We start from the raw sequence: 18,625 nt of genomic DNA on the forward strand, positions 1-18,625 counted from the left end.
ATGATCAGCGCCTTTGATCTGTTCAAGATCGGCATCGGCCCCTCCTCGTCGCATACCGTTGGGCCGATGCGCGCCGCCCATCTCTTCACGGGCGGGCTGAAGGAGGCGGGGCGCTTGTCCCGCGTCACGCGGCTGCGGGTGACGTTGTATGGCTCCCTGGCCTGGACAGGCAAAGGCCACGCCACCGATAAAGCCGTGGTCCTCGGCTTGGCGGGTGAGTTGCCGGAGACGGTCGATCCCGACCATGCCGATGCGCTCGTCGCCGAGATCGCCGCGCGCGGCGTGCTCAAGCTGGAGGGCAGGGACATCGCCTTCGCCCCGGCCGAAGACATCGTGTTCGACCGCGAGACGGCGCCGCCGCGCCATCCCAACACCCTGGCCTTCGAGGCATTCGATGCCGCCGGCGCCCTGGTCGCCGCCGAGCGCTGGTGCTCCGTCGGCGGCGGTTTCGTCACCCGCGAGGATGAACCCGCCGATCTCGGCGCGATTACCACGCAGGTGCCCTATCCGTTCGCCAACGCGGTCGATCTGCTGCGCATCGGCCAGGAGACCGGGCTGACCATCGCCGAGATCGTGCGCGCGAACGAGGTGGCGCTGCGCCCGGCGCCCGAGGTGCTGGCGCATGTCGACCGCGTGATCGCCACCATGATGGCGGCGATCGATCGCGGCCTGCAGGGCGAAGGCGTGCTCCCTGGTGCGCTCAAAGTCCCCCGCCGCGCCCGCGCCCTGCGCAAGCGGCTGGAGGCCGATACCAGCCGCAACGATCTCGCCCCGCATGAGAAGATGGACTGGGTCAGCCTGTTCGCCATGGCGGTGAACGAGGAGAACGCCGCCGGCGGGCGCGTCGTCACCGCGCCCACCAACGGCGCGGCCGGCGTCATTCCCGCGGTGCTGCGCTATTACAGCGACATGTGCCCCGGCGCCTCGCATGAGGGCATGCGCAATTTCATCTTCACAGCCACCGCCATTGGCGGCCTGTTCAAAACCAATGCCTCGATTTCCGGCGCCGAAGTCGGCTGCCAGGGCGAGGTCGGCGTCGCCTCCTCGATGGCGGCGGCGGGGCTGGCGGCGGCGCGCGGCTGCACCAATGCGCAGGTCGAAAACGCCGCCGAAATCGCCATGGAACACCATCTCGGCATGACCTGCGACCCCGTCGGCGGGCTGGTGCAGATCCCCTGCATCGAGCGCAACGCCTTTGGCGCGATCAAGGCGATCAGCGCCGCCTCGCTCGCCCGCCGTGGCGATGGCTCGCACATCGTCTCGCTCGACCAGGTGATCGCCACCATGCGCCAGACCGGCGCCGATATGAACACCAAATACAAGGAGACCTCGCTCGGCGGCCTCGCCGCCAATTTCATCGAGTGCTGAGCACTCCGGCCCGCCCGCAACCGCAAACGGATTTGAACGAGATGCACGAGGAGATGACGGCGGCGATGCAATGGAACTGTCTGGACGGGTTGTCGATGGAGGCCACTGCCCGCGACCTCCCGAACCTCGCGGCGATGGCGTCCCGCTTCGCGCCAGGCACCATCGTCGCCATTCCCTATCTGGCCAGTGAGTCCGACACCGACCGGCTCGACGCCGCGGCCGCCATCCGCGAACTGGGCTTCACGCCCATGCCCCACATCGCCGCGCGCCGCCTAACCAGCCGCGACGCGTTAGAGCGCCTGCTGGAAGGCTGGGCGGCACGGGCCAAGGTCGAGCGGATGCTGGTGCTGGCGGGCGATTGCGCGCGCCCGGCGGGCCCGTTCGAGGACGCGCTGGCGCTGCTGCAAACCGGCCTGCTCCCGCGTCATGGGGTGCATACCGCCGTGATCTCCGGCTACCCGGAAGGCCACCCCAAAATCCCCGACCCGCGCCTCGCGCGCGCCATGCGCGACAAACTTGCCGCCATCGCCGATCAGGGGCTCGCCGCCGAAATCGCCACGCAATTCTGCTTTTCCGCCGAGCGGCTGCTGGACTGGCTGGAGGAGCTGCGTGCCGGGGGCGTGCTGGCGCCGGTCCGCTTGGGCATTCCAGGCCCCGCCAATTTGCGGACCCTGCTGCGCTACGCCGCCCTGTGCGGCGTCAGCGCCTCCGCCGCTGTGCTCGCCCGCTATGGCTTCTCCCTGACCAAGCTGCGCAGCCATGCTGGCCCCGACCAGCTCGTGCACGCGCTGGCCAGCGGCCTCGCGCCAGGGCGTCACGGCCAGGTCTTCGCGCATTTCTATCCATTCGGCGGCATGTCGAGCCTCGGCGCTTGGCTTGACCGCCAGCGCTTCGTGCATGCGCCTCTCGTCAAGGTGGGAATTTCATGACCGTCTCCTACACGCTCAGCTTCTCCTGTCCCGACCGCGCGGGCATCATCGCCCAGGTCAGCGGCGCCATCTTCGAGCATCACGGCAATATCCGCGTGCTCAACCAGTTCAACGACCCCGATACCGGCCTGTTCTTCATGCGCATGGCGTTCGTCACCGATTGCGTGCGGGACGAACTGGAGCGCACCCTGGGCGCTCTCGCCCAGAGCCTACAGATGAAATGGGAGCTGCGCTCGAAAGACGAGCGCCAGCGCGTGCTGCTGCTGGTCTCCAAATTCGACCATTGCCTCGCCGATCTGCTCTACCGCACCCGCATCGGCGAGCTGGACATGGAGATCTGCGGCATCGTCTCCAACCATCCCAAGACCGCGCTCAAGGTCACCGAGCTCGGCGCCATTCCGTTCCACCATTTGCCGGTGGGGGCGGAGAACAGAGCGGCGCAGGAAGCGCAAATCCTAGGCCTGGTCAAAGACCTCAACATCGATCTCGTGATCCTCGCCCGCTACATGCAGATCTTGTCGGATTCCTTCGCGGCGGCGCTCAGCGGGCGCTGCATCAACATTCATCACAGCTTCCTGCCCAGCTTCAAGGGCGCCAAACCCTATCACCAGGCCTATGCGAATGGCGTGAAGATGATCGGCGCCACCGCTCATTACGTCACCGCCGATCTCGATGAAGGCCCGATCATCTACCAGGATGTCGAAGCCGTCAGCCACGCCGACATGCCCGATGACCTGGTGCGCAAGGGCCGCAATATCGAACAGCGCGTGCTCTCCCGCGCCGTCTCTTGGCACCTCGCCCAGCGTGTGCTGATGAATGGCAATAAAACCGTCGTATTCTGGAGTTAAGGGGATGATCCTGGCATGAGGGCCGGAGCGCCATGGGCGCGACCATGACGCCAAGCCGCGTCGTGGCGCACAGGATGCCGGGGTTTCCGGTCATCCGCACGGCTCTCAGCGGCTTACTGGCCATGTTCGTGGGCATTGGCGTGGCGCGTTTCAGCTTCGCCCCCTTGGTGCCGGCGCTGGTCAAGGCGCAATGGTATAGCGCATCTAGCGCCTTCTGGTTCGCAACGGTCAATCTCGCGGGTTATTTCATCGGCGTCGCCGCCATCCGCGCGTGGCGCGGCGCTTATCCGGCCAAACCGGCGATGGTGCTGGCCATGGGTCTCACCGCCGCCGCCACCTTGTGCTGCGCGCTGAACTGGGGGCCAGCCTGGTTCGGGTTCTGGCGGCTGGTGTCGGGGCTCACCGGCGGGGTGCTGATGGTCCTCATGGCCTCCGCCGTCGTCGGGCGCGCGCCGCCCGCTTCCCGCGGACGGGTCAGCGGGTTTGCCTTTTCAGGAATGGGCGCGGGCATGACCTTCAGCTCCTTGGCGATCCCGCATCTGCTGCTCCACGGGCTGGTGTTCACCTGGGCGGCGCTCGGCGCGCTCTGCGCGGGCGCCACGCTGATTGTGGCGCTGATCATGCCGCCCGCGCGCATCGAGCCGCCGCAACGGCATGCGGCCAAGGGCTCGCCGCCGCTCGTGGTGGTGTTGCTGATTTCAGCCTATGCGTTTTCGGCCCTTGGTTTCATGCCGCATATGTTGTTCTGGTCGAGCTTCATCGCGATCGGGCTGGGGCGCGGCGTCGCCGCTGGCGCGGTGATGGCTGCCTGGATCGGGCTGGCCGCCACGCTAGGGCCGCCATTATTGGGCCGCGCAGCCGATCGCTTCGGCTTTCTGCCAACGCTGGCGGCGGGGTTTTTGATCATGGGCGGGGCTGTCGCCATCCCCCTGTTCACCGATGCCGCCCCGGCCCTGGTCGTTTCGGCCCTTTGCGTCGGGGCGGTGGCGTTGGGCACAGTCATGCTGGTCGCCGGCGCCATTGCCGGGATGGTGCCGCCCGCGCGTCTCTCCACGGATTGGGGCTTGGCGGCGATGACTTACGCGATCACGCAGATCACCGCCGCCGCCTTGCTCTCGCATTTATTCCGGCTGACGGGGAGTTACGGCATTCTGTTCCGGGTCGGCGTCGGCGCGCAGGCGCTGGGCTTGCTGTTCATCGCACTGGCCGCGTGGATGGCGCGGCGCTGAGGGCCGTGCCGCGCCGATGCTGCGCATCCGCGATAAATGAGGCCAGAACCAGCGCGTGATTATGCGCTGTGTCACGGGCGCCATAGAGCAATGTCACGCGGCCGTGCCGGAGCAGCGCCGCCAGCGCGGCCAATGGCTCATCCTTGGCTTTGAGTTCCTGGCGGTAAAGCCGCTGGAATTCCGCCCAGCGCGCCGGATCATGGCCAAACCACTGGCGCAGCGCCGCGCTGGGCGCGATCTCCTTCAGCCAGAGTGTCAGCGCCGCATTCTCCTTGCGCAAACCGCGCGGCCATAGCCGGTCCACCAGCACGCGCGCGCCGTCGCTGGTTGCGGGCGGGTCATAGACCCGTTTGACGTGCAGATCAGGGTTCGCGGTTGTCATTCTCACGCCGCCTCATGTGGCTGAAATCATGGACCATATGGAGATAGGCGACCATGTCAGGATTGCGAGCCCGGTGCCCGCCGGAGATCTGGCATGTAAAAGGAAAAATTGATTAAATATGCGTTTCATATGAAGATTTTTTAGCTCAAAGCCAAGGCGGCCGCGTGTCGGCCCGCGCAAGGGGGATGGTTTGGATATCAACGCGGCGCGGACATTTCTGGAAATCGTGAAGACCGGCAGCTTTGTTAGCGCGGCGGCCAATCTCAACCTCACCCAGACCGCGGTAAGCGCGCGGGTGCGCGTGCTGGAGCAGCAGCTCAACTGCGCGCTGTTCGTGCGCGCCAAGACGGGTGCGCAGCTCACACGCGAGGGGCGGGAGTTCCAGCGTTACGCCGCGACACTGGTGCAGGTGTGGGAGCGCGCCTGCCAATCTGTGGCGCTGCCGCCGGGGCGTGAGTTGGCTGTCACCCTGGGCGCGGAGTACAGCGTGTGGAATCCGCTGATCCGCGACTGGCTGGTGTGGATGCATGATGAATGCCCGGAGATCGCGGCCAATATCCGCATCGATGCGGCCGCCCGGTTGCTGGAGCAGGTGCAGAGCGGCGCGCTCGATATCGCCGTGGTGTATGACGCCCAGCGCCGCCAGGGGGTGATCAACGATCTGCTGATCGACGACAAGCTGGTCTTTGTGCGCAAGGCGGGCGAGCAGGGAGAGGTGGCGCCCGAGGCGCATGTGCGGGTGGATTGGGGCGAGGCCTTCGCCGCCGCGCATGAGGCGGCGTTTCCCGAACTGGCCCACGCCGGCATCGCCATCAGCCACGGTCCGTTGGCGCTCGATTACATCCTGGCCGTGGGCGGCAGCGGCTATTTCCGCTTGAGCGTGGCGCGCCCGCTGCTGGCGAGCGGGGCGCTGGCGCTGGTGCCGCACAGCCCGGTCTTCTCGTATTCAGTGTACATGGTGCATTCGTCCAAGGCGGATGAGGACACGCTGGCCCGCATCCGCGCCGGGCTGCGTGCGGCGGCTACGGTCCGGTAGTTTTCCAGCCGCCGCCCAGGGCGAGAAATACGGCGATCTGGCTCTGCGTGACATCGGTTTGCGCCGTGGCCACGGTGAGTTGCGCCGCCGCCAGTGTCTGCTGCGCGGTTAGCGCCGTGAGCGCGTCTACCCGCCCGCCAGCGCGAAGCGCGGCCTGATCCGCCGCGACTTTGGCGGCGTCGTCACGCGTGGCGCTGAGATCGCCCAGCCGGTTGAGCTGCGCGCCGTAGGATTGCAGGGCGGTCTGGGTTTCCAGCAGGGCCTTGAGCACCGTGCCGTCGAACGCGGCGAGGCTGGCGCGGGTGGCCGCCTTGGCAGCGGCGATGCGCGCGCGGGTGGCGCCTTGGTTGAGATCCCAGCTGATCATCGGCCCCAGGGCGAAACGGTTGGTTAGCGGCGAGAAGGCGTTGGCGGCCACGCCGGTCGAGCCGATCGAGGCGCCGAGGCGGATATCGGGGTAGAGATCAGCTGTCTCCACGCCGATGCGCGCGGTGGCGGCGGCCAGATCGCGCTCCGCCTCCCGCACATCGGGCCGCCGGCGCAGCAGCGCGCGCCCATCGCCGACCGGGATCGGCTGGCGCAGGCGCAAGGGGCGGGTGCAGGCGAGCCAGGCGGGATCATACGCCGCGGGCGGCTGGCCCAGCAGCGTGCTGAGCCGGTAGGCGGCGTTGAGCCGCTGGGCCTGCAACACGGGCAACTCGGCTTGCAGCGTGCCCACATCCTCTTGCTGCTGGTCCACGTCGAAATCCACGGCGCGGCCATCGGTGCGCAACAAGGCGACGAGGCTGGCGCGCTGCTGCTGCAAGGCGATGACATTTTGCAGCGCCGCGATCTCGTTGCCGTCGTCGCAGATTTCGGCATAGGCGCGGGTGGTTTCCGCCGCCACGTTCACGCGTACGAGGTCGCGGGCGTCGGCGGCGGCCTCGCTGGTGGCGGTGGCGGCTTCCACGCCGCGGCGGATGGCGCCGAACAGGTCGAGATCATAGCCGACGGAAATGCCGGTATTGTATTCCTCCATGCGCGGAGGCTGTACGTTTTGCAGCACCGCCTGCGCGGAATCCTGCGCGTAAATGGCGGTGGCGGCGGCGGAGGCGCTGAAGCTGCGGCTGTCGCGCGTTTCGGTGATGAGGGCGTAGGTGCGTTCCAGATTTGCCTGCGCCTCGCGGATATTGGTGTTTTTGGCAAGTGCTTCCGGCACCAGCCGGTCCAATACCGGGTCGCTGTAGAGCTGCCACCAATCATCCGGCGGCGCGGCGGGCTGGGTGCCGCCTCTGGCGGGAAAGGCAAGCTGAGATGCAGGCGTGTTGACCAGCGCGTTGCCGGGCAGCTTGTAATCGGGGCCGACGGTGCAGCCACCGAGCAGCAGGCCCAGCGCCAGCGCGGCGCGGCGCGGCACGCGGCTCACCATGGCCAACTCCGGCGTTCCACCGGCGCGCCGGGGCGGGGTTCGATATCCACCGTCGCGGTGGTGCCGACGATCAGGCGCACATGGTCGGGCACATGGTCGATGGCGACGCGCACCGGAATGCGCTGCGCCAGCCGGACCCAGGTGAAGGAGGGGTTGATGTTGTCGAGCGTGTTCGGCTGATCGTCGCGTTCGCGGTCCACCACCCCGGCGGCGATGCTCTCGACATGCCCCTCAAGTGGTTCCGCTACGCCCATCAGCCGCACTGTCACCTTGTCGCCCACCTGCACGGCGGGCAGTTTGGTCTCCTCAAAATAGCCTTCCACGCGCAGCGTATCGGTATCCACCATGGCCATCACGCCTTGCCCGGCGGTCAGGTAATCGCCGGGCTGCAAGGTCATGTTGGAGACCACGCCGTTGACCGGCGCGCGCAGCACCGTGCGGTCGAGATTGAGCTGCGCCACGGCGAGCGCGGTTTTCGCCTGGGCCACGGCCATCTTCAGCAGATCCACCTTCTCCTGGCCGAGTTCCGTGGTTTCGGTATCGACCTCGGAGGACAGCGCATGGTTGCGGTTATCGATGCGGATCGCCTCGGCCAGCGCAATCTGCTGGCTTTGCAGTTTCTCCGCGGCGTCGTCGCGGGCGAGCAGATAGCGCGACTGGTCGATGATGATGAGTGGCTGGCCCTGTTTCACCACCTGGTTGTCCTGCACCAACACGCTGGTCACCCAGCCGCCCACATCCGGCGCGACGCGCACGATATCGGCCTGCACCTTGCCGTCGCGCGTGGTCGGCTCGACTTCATAGCGGAGCCAGAGGCCGAACAGCGCGAGCAGAGCGATGCCGAGCAGGAGCAGGCTGAAAACGGTTTTGCGGAATGTGTCTGAGGATATCATCGTATCGTCACAAGGGGCAGGAGCAGATCGGCGAGGGCGGAAACGCCCCACCAGAGCAGGAGAAACAAGGCGATATCGAGCAGCCCGGTCTGCCAGAGCTGGCGCTCCAGCGGCAGGCGTTGCAGCGCGAGCCGGACGGTGAAGGCGAGAATCCCCCCGATGATCGCCCAAACCAGCGCGGCGGGCATGTACACGCCGAAGATATCAAGCTCGTCGATCATGCGCGGCTGTCCGGCTGGTAGTCGGGCGCGGCGGGGAACAGGTTGCAGCGCATCCCCACCAGAGCCAGCACGGCCTGGTGGCGCAGGCGCGCGTCGCTTATGCCGCCCGCCTCGTCCAGCGCGGTGTCGATGGCGTGCAGGAACGAGGCGGGCGGAGGCAGCGCTGCTCGCCGCTTATGGCGCGCGGTGAACAGGGCGGCGATTTCCTCCAGCACGTGCGCCATGGCGCGGCGCGCGCTTGGCTTCGCGGCGCCCGTCGCCCGGCGCAGATGCAGCAGGTTGCGCCCTAGGCGCAGCTCGGCCAGCCCGTTAAACCCGCGCAACGGATCACTCGGCCCAGTCAGCGTCATGCGCGCGGCGATCTGCCCCAGCCGGTCCACGGCGCGGGCGGTCCAGGCGCCGGTTTCCAGGCGCTGTTGGCTACCGGCCAGGGTGGCGATGTCGCGCCAGCTGGCATGGATCATCCGCCGCGCCACCCAGCTCACCCCCACCGCCCGGAACAGCCGCGCGACGATGACAGCGATGGCGATGCCGACGATTTGGGCGCTGGCGGTGTTCATGAACACGCTGAAATCGCCCTGATAACGGGCGAGCAGGTCGAGCTCGATGATCAGCCCGGCGAGCATCGGCAGGGCGATGGCGGCGGTGGCTGGCCGGGCCTGCAGATAGCCGAGCCACAAAAAGGGCGGGGCGAGAAACGCAATCAGCAGCGTGTACCCCTCGATCACGGGCAAGATGACGAAATCGTAAAACGCGGCGAGCGGGTAGGTGATCAGCGTGGCCAGAAGATAGCGCAGGATCTGGGGCGAGGGGTCCTCCTGCACCGCGAAGGACAGGGTGATCATGGCGGCGAAGGCGGCGGTGGTGGAGCCGGAGGGCCAGTTCAGCATGATCCAGAGCGTGCAATACAGGATCAGCGCCGCCGCGGTGGCGAGGCCGGAGAGAATGGCCAGCGTGTGGTCACGCTCGATATGCAGGTGCCGCGGCGCGGCGTCGATCAGCCCGAGATGCTGGGCTGTCTCCGCTGTGGTGCCGCTGAGGGCGCGGAACAGCAGCCGCGCCTCGCGCAGGCTGTCGATGCATTCGGCCATGCGCTCGCACAGGCTGGCGGTGAGCAGGGCGTGCCAACCGCCGGCATGATCATATTGGCGCGAGAGGGCGCGGAATTTCGCGGCCAGGATAACGGCCTCCTCCAGCGGTACGCCGGCCGGCGCGCCCAGCCATTGCGTGGCGGTGTCGATGAGGGCGGCGACATCCGCGCGGAGCGCACCGCTCCGGCGCAGCAGAGCCAGCCGGTCGGCGGCCGCCGAGGCGAGCGAGAGCAGCCGCGCCAGGCGCTCGCGCACTGCCCAGACGAGACGGCGGCTGAGCAGGGCGCCGCTGCTGTCATAGGGCAGATGCAGGGCGATCATGCCGAGCTCGGTGATGTCGGTGGCCAGGCGCTTGAGATGCGCGGCCTCCAGCGGGCCGTGCTCGGTGCCGATCACATCCGCCGTCCACACGCAGGCATCGAGCACGAAGACCCGCATCCGCGCCTGCACGATGCGCGCGGCGGGCCAAGGCTTGAACACCGCATGCGCCAGGGTCACGGCGACGATGGCGACGCTCATCTCCTCCACCCGCGCGATGGTGCTGAAGAAAATATCGCCCGGCGTGTCGAGATACGGAAAGGTGAGAATGGCCGAGCTGAACCCAGCCATCTGGAACAGGAAGGCGCGGGGCGTGCGGTCCAGCACCGCGAAATACAGGCACAGCCCAACCCAGGAGGATAGCACCAGGATCAGCAAGACCGGCGCGTTCTGCAAATTGGGCACGGTGAGAATCGCCGTAACCCCGCCCACGGCGAGGCCCGCCAGCCGGTACAGCACCTTGGGGCGCATGGCGCCCGACATCGGCTGCGCGGTGACGTAGATGGTCAGAAGCGCCCACCAGGGGCGGTCCAGGCTGGAGGCGAAACAGACGCCAAGCGTGAGCGCCGCCGCGGCATAGCTGCCCAGGCTGAACAGGAGATTCTGCGGATCAAACGGCCATGGCGGCAGTACCGCGCGTTTGGCAAGGCTGGAACTCATGCTCTGTCAGACGAGGCGGATGGGGTTGCGTGATGTGGCGAAGAGGCGGCGGGGCGCGCGGGTGGCGAGGTGGCCGCGCGGACAAAGCATCATCAACATTCCATATCATCAACCAGTCATGATCGCGGCGCAGGCTGACGCCCCACCGCCGCCGGGGTTGTCTGGCAGGCGGCCGCAACGAAAACAAATTCATATTTTTTTTGGTTAACAGCAAAAAAATTCGTGTTTGTGCGGGAGCGGGGACAAAGCTGTGGTACGCCCCCGGCGGCGTGCAAAAACGCTCCAAAGACCAGGCGATCCTCAGCAATTATTTATTTTTGTTGGCAGCAATGCGGAAATCGAAACGCGCGCCGGGTTGCGGAATTCTGGGGGTGGTATAAAGAATCATTTTATATGAACCTTTAAGGTCGAATGTCATGCATGTTGCCGAGGGTCTCGATGATGCCAGCCTCGCCCGGCTGGTGGACCGCTTTTACGCCCGGGTGCGTGAGGATGACCTGATCGGCCCGCTCTTCAACCGGGCGATCGCCGATTGGTCCGCGCATCTCGACAAGCTGGCGGCCTTCTGGTCGTCGGTGATGCTCACCTCGGGGCGCTACAAGGGCCAGCCCTTGCCCGCCCATCTGCGCCATCAGGCCGAGATCACGCCCGAGATGTTCGGGCGGTGGCTGGCCTTGTGGGAAGATTGCGCGGTGGACTCCCTGCCGCCCGCCGCCGCCGCGGCGGTCATCGCCAAGGCGCACCGCATCGCGGCCAGCTTGCAGATGGCGCTGTTCGAGCTGCTGCCCCCCGTGCCGCCCCGGCCTGCGGGCGTGGGCGCCAGCCGCTAAGCCGCGCCTCCCATTTTTCACCTGCCGCACCGGCTGCCGCATGGCGCCCGGCCGGCCTCTTTACGGCCTCAACCAAGGAGTGTTCCCCATGCTTACCCCCGCGCAAACCGCCATCGTTAAGGCGACCGTTCCGCTACTGGAGACCGGCGGCGAGGCGCTGACCACGCATTTCTACAAGGTCATGCTCGGTGAGTATGCCGAGGTCCGCCCGCTGTTCAACCAGGCGCACCAGGCCAGCGGCGCGCAGCCGCGCGCGCTCGCCAACAGCGTGCTGCAATACGCCAAGCACATCGATAATCTCGGCGCGCTCGGCAATCTCCCGGCCCAGATCATCCAGAAGCATGTCGCCCTGCAGATCCAGCCCGAGCATTACCCCATCGTCGGCACCTGCCTGCTGCGCGCGATCCGCGAAGTGCTGGGGCCGGGCATCGCCACTGATGAGGTGATCGAGGCCTGGGGCGCGGCGTATTGGGACCTTGCCAATCTGCTGATCGGCGCGGAGAAAGCCGAGTATGACCGGCTCGCCCTGGCGCCGGGCGGCTGGCGTGGCGCGCGGGCCTTCCGCGTCGCCCGCAAGGTGGCCGAAAGCGCCGAGATCGTGTCGCTGTACCTGGAGCCGGTGGATGGCCAGCCGGTGGTCGATTTCACGCCGGGCCAGTATCTCGGTCTGCGCCTGGTGATCGACGGCCAGGAGGTGCGCCGCAACTACTCGCTCTCCGCCGCGCCAAATGGCCGCTCCTACCGCATCAGCGTGAAGCGTGAGCAGGGCGGTGTCGTCTCCAACTACCTGCACGACCAGGTGGCCGAGGGCGCGGTGCTGGAGGTATTCCCGCCGGCGGGCGAGTTCGTGCTGCGCGATGGCGCGGCGCCGCTGGTGCTGATCAGCGGTGGTGTCGGCATCACCCCGACTCTGGCGATGGCCGAGGCCGCGCTGGCCAAGGGCGACCGCGAGGTGATCTTCCTGCACTACGCCCGCAACAAGGAGGTTCACGCCTTCGGCAAGACGCTGAAGGATTGGGCGGCGCGCTATCCGAAGTTCCGCAATTTCATCGTGTATGAGCACGGCGAGGCGGACAAGGTGGACGCGCTGGGCCGCCCCACGCCCGAGCAGTTGCAGCGCTGGCTGCCCGCCGGGCTCGATTGCGACGTGTATTTCCTCGGCCCCAAGCCGTTCATGGCGGCGATCAAGCGCTTCCTCGCCGCGCTCGGGCTGCCCGATGAGCGCCGCCGCTATGAGTTCTTCGGCCCGGCTGAGGCGCTGAACTGAGCCAGCCTGCAGCCGAGGCATCATCGCGCAGGGTCCCGCAAGGGGCCCTGTTCGCGTTTTATGTTGGGGGAATTTTAACTTTCCGCGTCTAGCGTCGTCATGTTGAGGCGGTTTTGGGAGCGTGGGATCTCACGCGTGCAGAGCGGTGAGCCCCAGCCGCGCGGCCAGGGCGCCGAGCATGGTGAACAGCGCCACGCTGCCCATCTGCCAGACCAGAACCATCATCATCGTATCCGCCGCGTGGAACAGCGGCAGCGCCAGCTCGGCGGCGGCGGCGGCGGCCATGGCCCCGCACAGGCAGGCATGTGTGGTGCGGAATTTGGCCGAGCGGCGCAACAGCCAGACCATCGCCACGGCCGGCATCAGCGCGGTGATGGCGATGGCGGGCACGCAAATCCAGTCCGCGTGCAGTTCCAGCGCGGCGCCGTTCGTTTGCACGGCGAGCACGAAGCATTGCCGGCCCAGTTCGGCCAGCCAGAGCAGGAAGGCGGCGACCGGCATCAGCAGCTTCCAACCCGGCTCGTCCGGCCGGCCGGCGCAGAAGGCGGCATAGGCCGAGATCACCGTGGTGGCGGCGGCCAGGATTTCGGCAGTGGCGAAACGCGGCTGCATGAGCAAGGCGAGCAGATGCGGGCGCGGCCCCATCACCAAAACCATCACGGCCAGCACCGGCAGCGTGACCAGCAGCCAACGTGCGGTGAGCGCGCCCGGCGGCAGGGCCCGGCGCACGGGTTTGGCGTTCTGCGCCAATTGGGCGATCAGATCTTCAGTTTTCATCACTGCCCCCTTTCAGGGCCTGTTTCAGCCTTTGCATGGCTCTGAAGGATGCCACTTTCAAGGCGGAGATCGACAGGCCGGTCTCGGCTTCCGCCTCCTTCAATGAGAGTTCTCGCAGTTTGAGCATCTCCAGCACTTGCCGGTCGCGCGCACCCAGCCCCGCCAGCGCGTCCATGACGCGATGCTGGTCGGCGTCTTGCTCCTGGGTGTCGCGCGTCATCAGCGCCCCCGCATCGGGGGAGATATCGTCGATCGCCGTTTCGCGCCCGCTATGGCGCTGGCGGTGGCGGCGCACATCCGCGCCGCGCAGCTTCATGATGCCGAACAGGAAGGGCTGCGCGGGGCGGTCCGGGTCGTAGAGATGGCGGTTTTGGTGCAGGGCGAGCAATGTTTCCTGCACGATGTCCTCGATGTCGGCGGCGCTGGAGCCGGGCCAGCGTGCCCGCGCGCGCCGTCGCAGCCAGGGCAAGGCGGCAGCCAGCAGCCTGGCATAAGCGCGCGCGTCGCCATCTTGCGCCGCGGCCAGCCAGACGCGCCAATTTGGATCCTCGTCCGACATTCTTCCTCCCGAGCGGTGCGACGCTACCGCCTGCATGGGGGGTTGCCAATCCGCAATGGCGCTACTCATCGCTCAACGCCAATTTATCGCGCAGGCGGGCCAGCTTGGCGGGCAGGTCAATGCGCGCGGTGCTGAGGATATCGAGGCGCTCATCGGCCAGAGGATCGGCCGGGGCGATTTGCGCGCCGTGGCGGGTCAGGCGCGCATCGCGCCGGCGCAGCAACGCGACGATTTCGGGGCGGTAGAGGACAAACAGCGCGCCGAGCGCGCGGTTCACGGGCTCCGGCCCAGGGGCGTCGTGCCAGCGCATCTGGGGCAGCCGCGGGATCAACGCCTCGGCGGGGTGAAACTCATCCGCGGTGACCCAAAGATTGGTGGTGAAGACGCGGGCAGGGCGGCCGGTTTGGTCCAGCCCGATGGCCGCGACATGGGTGAGGCGGCCCGTTTCCTTGCCACGCAGGAAGCAATGGATATGCCCGCTCTCCACACGCCCGCGATGGGCATGGAAATAGTATTGCGCGCCGGTGGCGGGATCGCTCACATCGTCGGGCGGGTAATGGGTCAGCGCCTCGAAGGCGGCGCCGTCGAGCAGCGTGGTGACAAGATTGCGCCCCGCGGTTTCGAGTTCGCCGAGCGCCGCCACCAGTTCGACAGCCGCTTGCACCTGGTCGTCCGGCGGCATCTTGGGTTGGCGGGGAATCATGGCGTGTCTCCAGGGGGTGAAAGCGGGCGCGGTACGAATGACCGCGCCCCGCCAGGCGTTAGTTGCTCTTGCCGGCGCAGGCGCCAGTCTTGCCCGCACACGCGCCAGTCTTACCGGCGCAGGCGCCAGTCTTGCCCGCACAGCTCGCGCTGGTCTGGCCGGCGCAGGCGGCATGCGCCAGCATCGGGGTGGTGGCGGCGACCAGACCACCGAGCGAGACAGCGGCACCGAGGGTCAGCATGGAGGCTTTGAATTTCATGGCAATAACCTTTTCTAGAGCGCGGTGACCGGACCATCCGGGTGCCGCTGATAAGGAGTTCGCCGCGAGGCGCGGTCTGGTTACAGGGGGGCGAAAATTTTTTTGGCCGCGCTATATTGGGCAATCATGCCGCCCCTGTCGCAAGAGGCCGCCGCGCTGCGGCCCGTCATCTCGTTTGGTTTGTTGTTCCTGCTGGCCGGGGCTGAGGCGCTATGGCCGCGGCGGCCGCGCGCGCTCTCGCGCTGGGGGCGCTGGCCGGGGAATCTCGGCATCGCGGCGCTGGGCGCGCTGGCGGTGAAGCTGGCGTTTCCGGTAGCGGCCCTCGGTGTCGCCGCGCTCGCCGCGCGGGCGTGCTGGGGCGTGCTGAATTTGGCGTCCATGCCGGAGGGTTTGAAGATCGTCACGGCGGTTCTGGCGCTGGATTTCGCCATTTATATCCAGCACCGCGTATTCCATGCCGTGCCGGTATTGTGGCGGCTGCACCGTATGCACCATGCCGATCTCGATCTCGATGTTACGTCCGGCGCGCGCTTTCACCCGCTGGAGATCATGCTCTCCATGCTCATTAAGATGGGCGTGGTGTTGCTCATCGGCGCACCGCCCCTCGCGGTGCTGCTGTTCGAAATCATCCTGAACGCGACAGCGATGTTCAACCACAGCAACCTCGCCCTGCCACCCGCGCTGGATGGCGTGCTGCGTCTCGTGCTGGTCACGCCGGACATGCACCGCGTGCATCATTCGGTGATTCGCGCCGAGACCGACAGCAATTTCGGCTTCAATGTGCCATGGTGGGACCGGCTGTTTGCCACCTATCGCGCGCAGCCGGCGCAGGGGCAGCTTGGCATGATGATTGGGTTGCCCGCCTTCCGCAAGCCCGGCGCTTCCCGCCTGGATGCGCTGCTGGTGCAGCCCTTCCTGACGCCGGATGACGGCGCAGCCTGAAAATACCTGGTATCTTCTGTAACCTGTGCAGGCGATGTGGCGAACATTGAGATGTAGCGACATTCCGCGCTGCATTTCGATCAGGAGACTACCATGAAACAGCAAAGCTTCGCCGTGATCATCCTCACCGTCGCCTTCGGCATCGGCGCCAGCCTTCCCGCGCAGGCGGCATCCTTCGCCACCCGGGTTCCCACCGTGAGCGTGAATGTGGCGGCCGTGGAATCGCAGGCCCAGTTGGCACAGACCCTCGCCGCGCAAGGCTATAGCCATATCACACTGAGTTCGGCCCGGCCCAGCCTTGAAAATCCGCATCCCGAGCTCAGCCCGTCCAACACCCAGCATTGCGCCTTGACGCCGGTGCATAATGGCTGGAACGGCGTGGCGCAAAAGAGCGGCGAGACCGTGCAGGTTTATGTGACCGGCCTATAGCGCCGAGCCCCGCATGACGTTGTCCGGCAAAAAGCCGGCCCGGCCCCAGCGCCCGGCCGGCTTTTTTGTGCGGTTTTTGGATTCCGCCTGTAACCTTTCGCCGGATCGGCGCGAATAGTCAGATGCAGCCGCACCTTGCGGCCTGAACCACAAGGAGATCAGTATGGAACGCCGCAATTTCGCCGCCAAAATTCTCGCCGCCGCCGCGGGCATCGCCGCCGTCGCCACCCCGATTGCCGCCAATGCGCAAACCTCCGGCGCCAAGCTGGAAAAATGTTACGGTATTAACGCCATCGGCCGCAATGACTGCGCCGCCGGCACCCATTCCTGTGCCGGCCAGGCGACCATGGCGCGCGATCCCGCCTCCTTCGTGCTACTGCCAACCGGTGACTGCTCGAAGATCGCTGGCGGCTCCCTGACCCCCGGTAAAGCCTCGTAGAGCCGCGCGATGGCACCGCCAGTTTCCGCTGGGATTGGGCTGCGCCTGCCGCACCACGCCACGTTTCTGGCGAGCAAGCCGGATACAGGGTGGGTGGAAGTGCATAGCGAGAACTATTTCAGCGCGCCGGCGCTGGCGGTGCTGACCCGCGTGCGGGAGGATTATCCGGTCTCGCTGCACGGCGTCGGGCTTTCACTTGGCAGTGCTGATGGGGTGGATGCGGCACATCTCGCCCGCCTGCGGGCGCTGGCGGAGCGCATCGAGCCCGTGCTGGTTTCGGAGCATCTCGCCTGGACCGGCGTCAACGGCGTGCATCTCGCTGATCTGCTGCCGCTGCCGCTGCACGAGGATAGTCTCACCCTTTTCTGCCGCAACGTCGAGCGCACGCAGGAGGCGTTGAAGCGCCGTATCCTTGTGGAAAACCCGTCGACCTATCTGCGTTTTCCGGAATCCACGATACCGGAGCCGGAATTTCTGACCGAGCTGACGCGCCGTACCGGCTGCGGGTTGATTTGCGATATCAACAACATCCATGTCGGCGCGCATAATCACGGATGGAACGCGCACACCTATTTGCGCGCCCTGCCTGCCGCAGCGGTGGCGGAATATCATCTGGCCGGGCACATGGCGGGCGACGGCGCAACCGCCGGGTTGCTGCTGGACACGCATGACCGCGAGATCGCCGAGCCTGTCTGGGCGTTGTTTGAAGATGCGCTCAGCATCATCGGCCCGCGCCCGGCGATGATCGAGCGCGACGCCCATCTCCCGCCCCTCGCAGACTTGCTGGCCGAAGCCTGGAAGGCGCAAACCATGCTCGAGAGGAGCGCCGCCAATGCTCTCGCTGCTTGAGCGTCAGCAGGCATTTCAGGCGATGCTGCTGGCCTCCAGCAGCGATGAGCGGCAAGCCGGCATCGCCGTGTACCGCAACAACATACGCGCCGCCCTAACCCTCGCCCTGCGCCTGAGCTTTCCCGCGATCCTGCGGCTTTTGGGCGAGGATTGTTTCCGCGCCCATGCGGCGCGGTTCATCTGCGCGCAGCCGCCACGCGAGGGCGATCTGCACCTTTATGGCGACGCCTTTGCCGCCGCGCTCGCGGGTTCGCCGCTCGCGGCGGCGCTGCCTTACCTCGCCGATGTGGCCCGGCTCGACTGGGCGGCGCATCGCGCCTTGCACGCCCCATTGGCCGCGCTGCTCACTCCGCAAGCCCTGCGCGCTGCGCAGGGGGATAGCGTCTTCGTCGCGCAGCCCTCGCTCTCGCGGCTCACCCTGCGCCGCGATGCCCGCGCGATCTGGACGGCGGTGCTTGAGCAGGACGACGCCGCGCTCGCCCGCATCGTACCGGACCCCGGCGAAATCCATGTCATGGTCATGCGCGGCCTGGGCGGATTGGAGATTTTCGAGGTCTCGCCAGAGATATTCGCCTTCGCCGGGGCGCTCGTTCAGGGCCTCACGCTGGAACAAGCCTGCGCCGGCATGGGCGATGCCGAGGCCGCCGAGGCGCTTGGCTTGTGTCTCACCCGCAACTTATTCACCGGTTTCACGCCAACAGGAAGGGAGGAACTTCCATGTCCATAGCCGCGACACTCGGCCAGCCTTCGCATCTTCTCGCGCGCCTGACCAAACTCGTTGGTCTGTTCAATCATTTTCCCTATGCGGTGGTGGCGCTCACGGCCCGCGTGGCGCTGGCGCAGGTGTTCTGGAGCTCGGCGCGGACGCACCTCGCCAGCTGGGACACGACGCTCTACATGTTCGCCAACTCCTACCAGGTGCCGCTGCTGCCGCCGATATTGGCGGCTTATCTGGCGGTGGCGCAGGAGGTGGCGATGCCGCCCTTGCTGCTGCTCGGGCTCGGCACCCGTTTCGCCGCGCTGGCGCTGCTCGGCATGACGGCGGTGATCGAAATTTTCGTCTATCCGCAGGCTTGGCCGACGCATATCCAGTGGGCCGCGATGATGCTCGTGCTGATCTCGCAAGGCGGCGGCAAATTCTCGCTCGACGCGCTGATTGCCCGGCTCGCCCGCTCGCGTCTATCGTAA

General features: G+C 66.8%; 22 protein-coding genes. 13 read left to right on the forward strand and 9 right to left on the reverse strand.

From position 1 onward, the window contains the following. The 4 genes from LI953_RS07825 to LI953_RS07840 are packed head-to-tail and all read left to right on the forward strand — an operon-like array spanning nt 1 to nt 4,374. Nucleotides 1–1,368, forward strand: a complete 1,368-nt coding sequence (locus LI953_RS07825) for an L-serine ammonia-lyase (protein ID WP_227075487.1) — start codon at nt 1–3, stop codon at nt 1,366–1,368. Between the two features lie 41 nt (nt 1,369–1,409). Next, nucleotides 1,410–2,297: a methylenetetrahydrofolate reductase gene (locus LI953_RS07830; RefSeq protein WP_227075574.1), complete on the forward strand. Its 888-nt coding sequence runs from the start codon at nt 1,410–1,412 to the stop codon at nt 2,295–2,297. After that, nucleotides 2,294–3,145 carry a formyltetrahydrofolate deformylase gene (purU, locus tag LI953_RS07835; RefSeq protein WP_227075488.1) on the forward strand — a complete coding sequence of 284 codons (852 nt, stop codon included), beginning with the start codon at nt 2,294–2,296 and terminating at the stop codon, nt 3,143–3,145. Before LI953_RS07830 ends, purU begins: the two co-directional genes overlap by 4 nt. A gap of 32 nt (nt 3,146–3,177) precedes the next feature. Next, complete coding sequence (locus tag LI953_RS07840; RefSeq protein WP_227075489.1) at nt 3,178–4,374, forward strand: YbfB/YjiJ family MFS transporter; 1,197 nt, start codon at nt 3,178–3,180, stop codon at nt 4,372–4,374. Here the strand turns inward: LI953_RS07840 and LI953_RS07845 are convergent. After that, entirely contained in the window at nt 4,340–4,756 is a 417-nt protein-coding gene (locus LI953_RS07845) for a DUF488 domain-containing protein (RefSeq protein ID WP_227075490.1), read from the reverse strand. The two genes, LI953_RS07840 and LI953_RS07845, sit on opposite strands and share 35 nt — an antisense overlap. Nucleotides 4,757–4,946: 190 nt before the next feature. On the opposite strand from LI953_RS07845, the gene LI953_RS07855 reads away from it, so the two are divergent. Then, nucleotides 4,947–5,792 carry a LysR family transcriptional regulator gene (locus LI953_RS07855; RefSeq protein WP_255643107.1) on the forward strand — a complete coding sequence of 282 codons (846 nt, stop codon included), beginning with the start codon at nt 4,947–4,949 and terminating at the stop codon, nt 5,790–5,792. Here the strand turns inward: LI953_RS07855 and LI953_RS07860 are convergent. Genes LI953_RS07860 through LI953_RS07875 form a run of 4 tightly spaced genes read right to left on the reverse strand, consistent with a single transcriptional unit; the run spans nt 5,779 to nt 10,383 of the window. Next, on the reverse strand, nt 5,779–7,200 hold the full coding sequence (locus LI953_RS07860) for an efflux transporter outer membrane subunit (RefSeq protein ID WP_227075491.1): 1,422 nt from the start codon (nt 7,198–7,200) through the stop codon (nt 5,779–5,781). The two genes, LI953_RS07855 and LI953_RS07860, sit on opposite strands and share 14 nt — an antisense overlap. Further along, nucleotides 7,194–8,093 (reverse strand): HlyD family secretion protein, encoded by a 900-nt coding sequence (locus LI953_RS07865; RefSeq protein WP_227075492.1) that lies wholly within the window; start codon nt 8,091–8,093, stop codon nt 7,194–7,196. Before LI953_RS07865 ends, LI953_RS07860 begins: the two co-directional genes overlap by 7 nt. Beyond that, the gene (locus LI953_RS07870) at nt 8,090–8,314 is read right to left on the reverse strand and encodes a DUF1656 domain-containing protein (protein ID WP_227075493.1); all 225 of its coding nucleotides are present in this window, start codon (nt 8,312–8,314) and stop codon (nt 8,090–8,092) included. Before LI953_RS07870 ends, LI953_RS07865 begins: the two co-directional genes overlap by 4 nt. Continuing rightward, nucleotides 8,311–10,383 carry an FUSC family protein gene (locus LI953_RS07875; protein WP_227075494.1) on the reverse strand — a complete coding sequence of 691 codons (2,073 nt, stop codon included), beginning with the start codon at nt 10,381–10,383 and terminating at the stop codon, nt 8,311–8,313. Before LI953_RS07875 ends, LI953_RS07870 begins: the two co-directional genes overlap by 4 nt. A 416-nt stretch (nt 10,384–10,799) precedes the next feature. Here LI953_RS07875 and LI953_RS07880 point away from each other — a divergent pair, with 416 nt between their 5' ends. Further along, nucleotides 10,800–11,213 carry a group III truncated hemoglobin gene (locus tag LI953_RS07880; protein WP_227075495.1) on the forward strand — a complete coding sequence of 138 codons (414 nt, stop codon included), beginning with the start codon at nt 10,800–10,802 and terminating at the stop codon, nt 11,211–11,213. Nucleotides 11,214–11,301: 88 nt separating this feature from the next. Beyond that, the gene (gene hmpA / locus LI953_RS07885; RefSeq protein WP_227075496.1) at nt 11,302–12,480 is read left to right on the forward strand and encodes an NO-inducible flavohemoprotein; all 1,179 of its coding nucleotides are present in this window, start codon (nt 11,302–11,304) and stop codon (nt 12,478–12,480) included. Nucleotides 12,481–12,609: 129 nt separating this feature from the next. On the opposite strand, the gene LI953_RS07890 is transcribed toward hmpA, so the two are convergent. From LI953_RS07890 to LI953_RS07905, 4 genes are all read right to left on the reverse strand, one after another. Then, on the reverse strand, nt 12,610–13,257 hold the full coding sequence (locus LI953_RS07890) for an NrsF family protein (RefSeq protein WP_227075497.1): 648 nt from the start codon (nt 13,255–13,257) through the stop codon (nt 12,610–12,612). Continuing rightward, entirely contained in the window at nt 13,247–13,816 is a 570-nt protein-coding gene (locus LI953_RS07895; protein ID WP_227075498.1) for an RNA polymerase sigma factor, read from the reverse strand. Before LI953_RS07895 ends, LI953_RS07890 begins: the two co-directional genes overlap by 11 nt. 61 nt (nt 13,817–13,877) lie before the next feature. Beyond that, on the reverse strand, nt 13,878–14,519 hold the full coding sequence (locus LI953_RS07900; protein ID WP_227075499.1) for a DUF6969 family protein: 642 nt from the start codon (nt 14,517–14,519) through the stop codon (nt 13,878–13,880). Between the two features lie 58 nt (nt 14,520–14,577). After that, nucleotides 14,578–14,778: a hypothetical protein gene (locus LI953_RS07905; protein ID WP_227075500.1), complete on the reverse strand. Its 201-nt coding sequence runs from the start codon at nt 14,776–14,778 to the stop codon at nt 14,578–14,580. A gap of 126 nt (nt 14,779–14,904) precedes the next feature. Between LI953_RS07905 and LI953_RS07910 the strand changes: the two genes are divergently transcribed. From LI953_RS07910 to LI953_RS07935, 6 genes are all read left to right on the forward strand, one after another. Beyond that, nucleotides 14,905–15,720, forward strand: coding sequence for a sterol desaturase family protein (locus tag LI953_RS07910; RefSeq protein WP_227075501.1), 816 nt, complete (start codon nt 14,905–14,907; stop codon nt 15,718–15,720). 93 nt (nt 15,721–15,813) lie between these two features. After that, the gene (locus LI953_RS07915; RefSeq protein WP_227075502.1) at nt 15,814–16,149 is read left to right on the forward strand and encodes a hypothetical protein; all 336 of its coding nucleotides are present in this window, start codon (nt 15,814–15,816) and stop codon (nt 16,147–16,149) included. Nucleotides 16,150–16,312: 163 nt separating this feature from the next. Then, nucleotides 16,313–16,588 carry a DUF2282 domain-containing protein gene (locus LI953_RS07920; protein ID WP_227075503.1) on the forward strand — a complete coding sequence of 92 codons (276 nt, stop codon included), beginning with the start codon at nt 16,313–16,315 and terminating at the stop codon, nt 16,586–16,588. Nucleotides 16,589–16,597: 9 nt separating this feature from the next. After that, on the forward strand, nt 16,598–17,437 hold the full coding sequence (locus LI953_RS07925; RefSeq protein WP_227075504.1) for a DUF692 domain-containing protein: 840 nt from the start codon (nt 16,598–16,600) through the stop codon (nt 17,435–17,437). Next, nucleotides 17,421–18,164 carry a DNA-binding domain-containing protein gene (locus LI953_RS07930; RefSeq protein ID WP_227075505.1) on the forward strand — a complete coding sequence of 248 codons (744 nt, stop codon included), beginning with the start codon at nt 17,421–17,423 and terminating at the stop codon, nt 18,162–18,164. Before LI953_RS07925 ends, LI953_RS07930 begins: the two co-directional genes overlap by 17 nt. Further along, complete coding sequence (locus LI953_RS07935) at nt 18,155–18,625, forward strand: DoxX family protein (RefSeq protein ID WP_227075506.1); 471 nt, start codon at nt 18,155–18,157, stop codon at nt 18,623–18,625. The genes LI953_RS07930 and LI953_RS07935 overlap by 10 nt, the downstream gene beginning before the upstream one ends.

Source organism: Acidocella sp. KAb 2-4 (assembly GCF_020567705.1).
In the GTDB taxonomy this organism is placed as follows: domain Bacteria; phylum Pseudomonadota; class Alphaproteobacteria; order Acetobacterales; family Acetobacteraceae; genus Acidocella.

Excerpts from the sequence above, each read along its gene's own strand:
- LI953_RS07895 (WP_227075498.1), bottom strand. The coding sequence starts at position 13,816 with ATGTCGGACGAGGATCCAAATTGGCGCGTCTGGCTGGCCGCGGCGCAA.
- LI953_RS07860 (WP_227075491.1), bottom strand. The coding sequence starts at position 7,200 with ATGGTGAGCCGCGTGCCGCGCCGCGCCGCGCTGGCGCTGGGCCTGCTG.
- LI953_RS07900 (WP_227075499.1), bottom strand. The coding sequence starts at position 14,519 with ATGATTCCCCGCCAACCCAAGATGCCGCCGGACGACCAGGTGCAAGCG.
- LI953_RS07825 (WP_227075487.1), top strand. The coding sequence starts at position 1 with ATGATCAGCGCCTTTGATCTGTTCAAGATCGGCATCGGCCCCTCCTCG.
- LI953_RS07840 (WP_227075489.1), top strand. The coding sequence starts at position 3,178 with ATGGGCGCGACCATGACGCCAAGCCGCGTCGTGGCGCACAGGATGCCG.
- LI953_RS07890 (WP_227075497.1), bottom strand. The coding sequence starts at position 13,257 with ATGAAAACTGAAGATCTGATCGCCCAATTGGCGCAGAACGCCAAACCC.
- LI953_RS07830 (WP_227075574.1), top strand. The coding sequence starts at position 1,410 with ATGCACGAGGAGATGACGGCGGCGATGCAATGGAACTGTCTGGACGGG.
- LI953_RS07935 (WP_227075506.1), top strand. The coding sequence starts at position 18,155 with ATGTCCATAGCCGCGACACTCGGCCAGCCTTCGCATCTTCTCGCGCGC.
- LI953_RS07870 (WP_227075493.1), bottom strand. The coding sequence starts at position 8,314 with ATGATCGACGAGCTTGATATCTTCGGCGTGTACATGCCCGCCGCGCTG.
- LI953_RS07925 (WP_227075504.1), top strand. The coding sequence starts at position 16,598 with ATGGCACCGCCAGTTTCCGCTGGGATTGGGCTGCGCCTGCCGCACCAC.
- LI953_RS07880 (WP_227075495.1), top strand. The coding sequence starts at position 10,800 with ATGCATGTTGCCGAGGGTCTCGATGATGCCAGCCTCGCCCGGCTGGTG.
- LI953_RS07865 (WP_227075492.1), bottom strand. The coding sequence starts at position 8,093 with ATGATATCCTCAGACACATTCCGCAAAACCGTTTTCAGCCTGCTCCTG.
- LI953_RS07905 (WP_227075500.1), bottom strand. The coding sequence starts at position 14,778 with ATGAAATTCAAAGCCTCCATGCTGACCCTCGGTGCCGCTGTCTCGCTC.
- LI953_RS07930 (WP_227075505.1), top strand. The coding sequence starts at position 17,421 with ATGCTCTCGCTGCTTGAGCGTCAGCAGGCATTTCAGGCGATGCTGCTG.
- hmpA (WP_227075496.1), top strand. The coding sequence starts at position 11,302 with ATGCTTACCCCCGCGCAAACCGCCATCGTTAAGGCGACCGTTCCGCTA.
- LI953_RS07910 (WP_227075501.1), top strand. The coding sequence starts at position 14,905 with ATGCCGCCCCTGTCGCAAGAGGCCGCCGCGCTGCGGCCCGTCATCTCG.
- LI953_RS07845 (WP_227075490.1), bottom strand. The coding sequence starts at position 4,756 with ATGACAACCGCGAACCCTGATCTGCACGTCAAACGGGTCTATGACCCG.
- LI953_RS07920 (WP_227075503.1), top strand. The coding sequence starts at position 16,313 with ATGGAACGCCGCAATTTCGCCGCCAAAATTCTCGCCGCCGCCGCGGGC.
- LI953_RS07875 (WP_227075494.1), bottom strand. The coding sequence starts at position 10,383 with ATGAGTTCCAGCCTTGCCAAACGCGCGGTACTGCCGCCATGGCCGTTT.
- purU (WP_227075488.1), top strand. The coding sequence starts at position 2,294 with ATGACCGTCTCCTACACGCTCAGCTTCTCCTGTCCCGACCGCGCGGGC.
- LI953_RS07915 (WP_227075502.1), top strand. The coding sequence starts at position 15,814 with ATGAAACAGCAAAGCTTCGCCGTGATCATCCTCACCGTCGCCTTCGGC.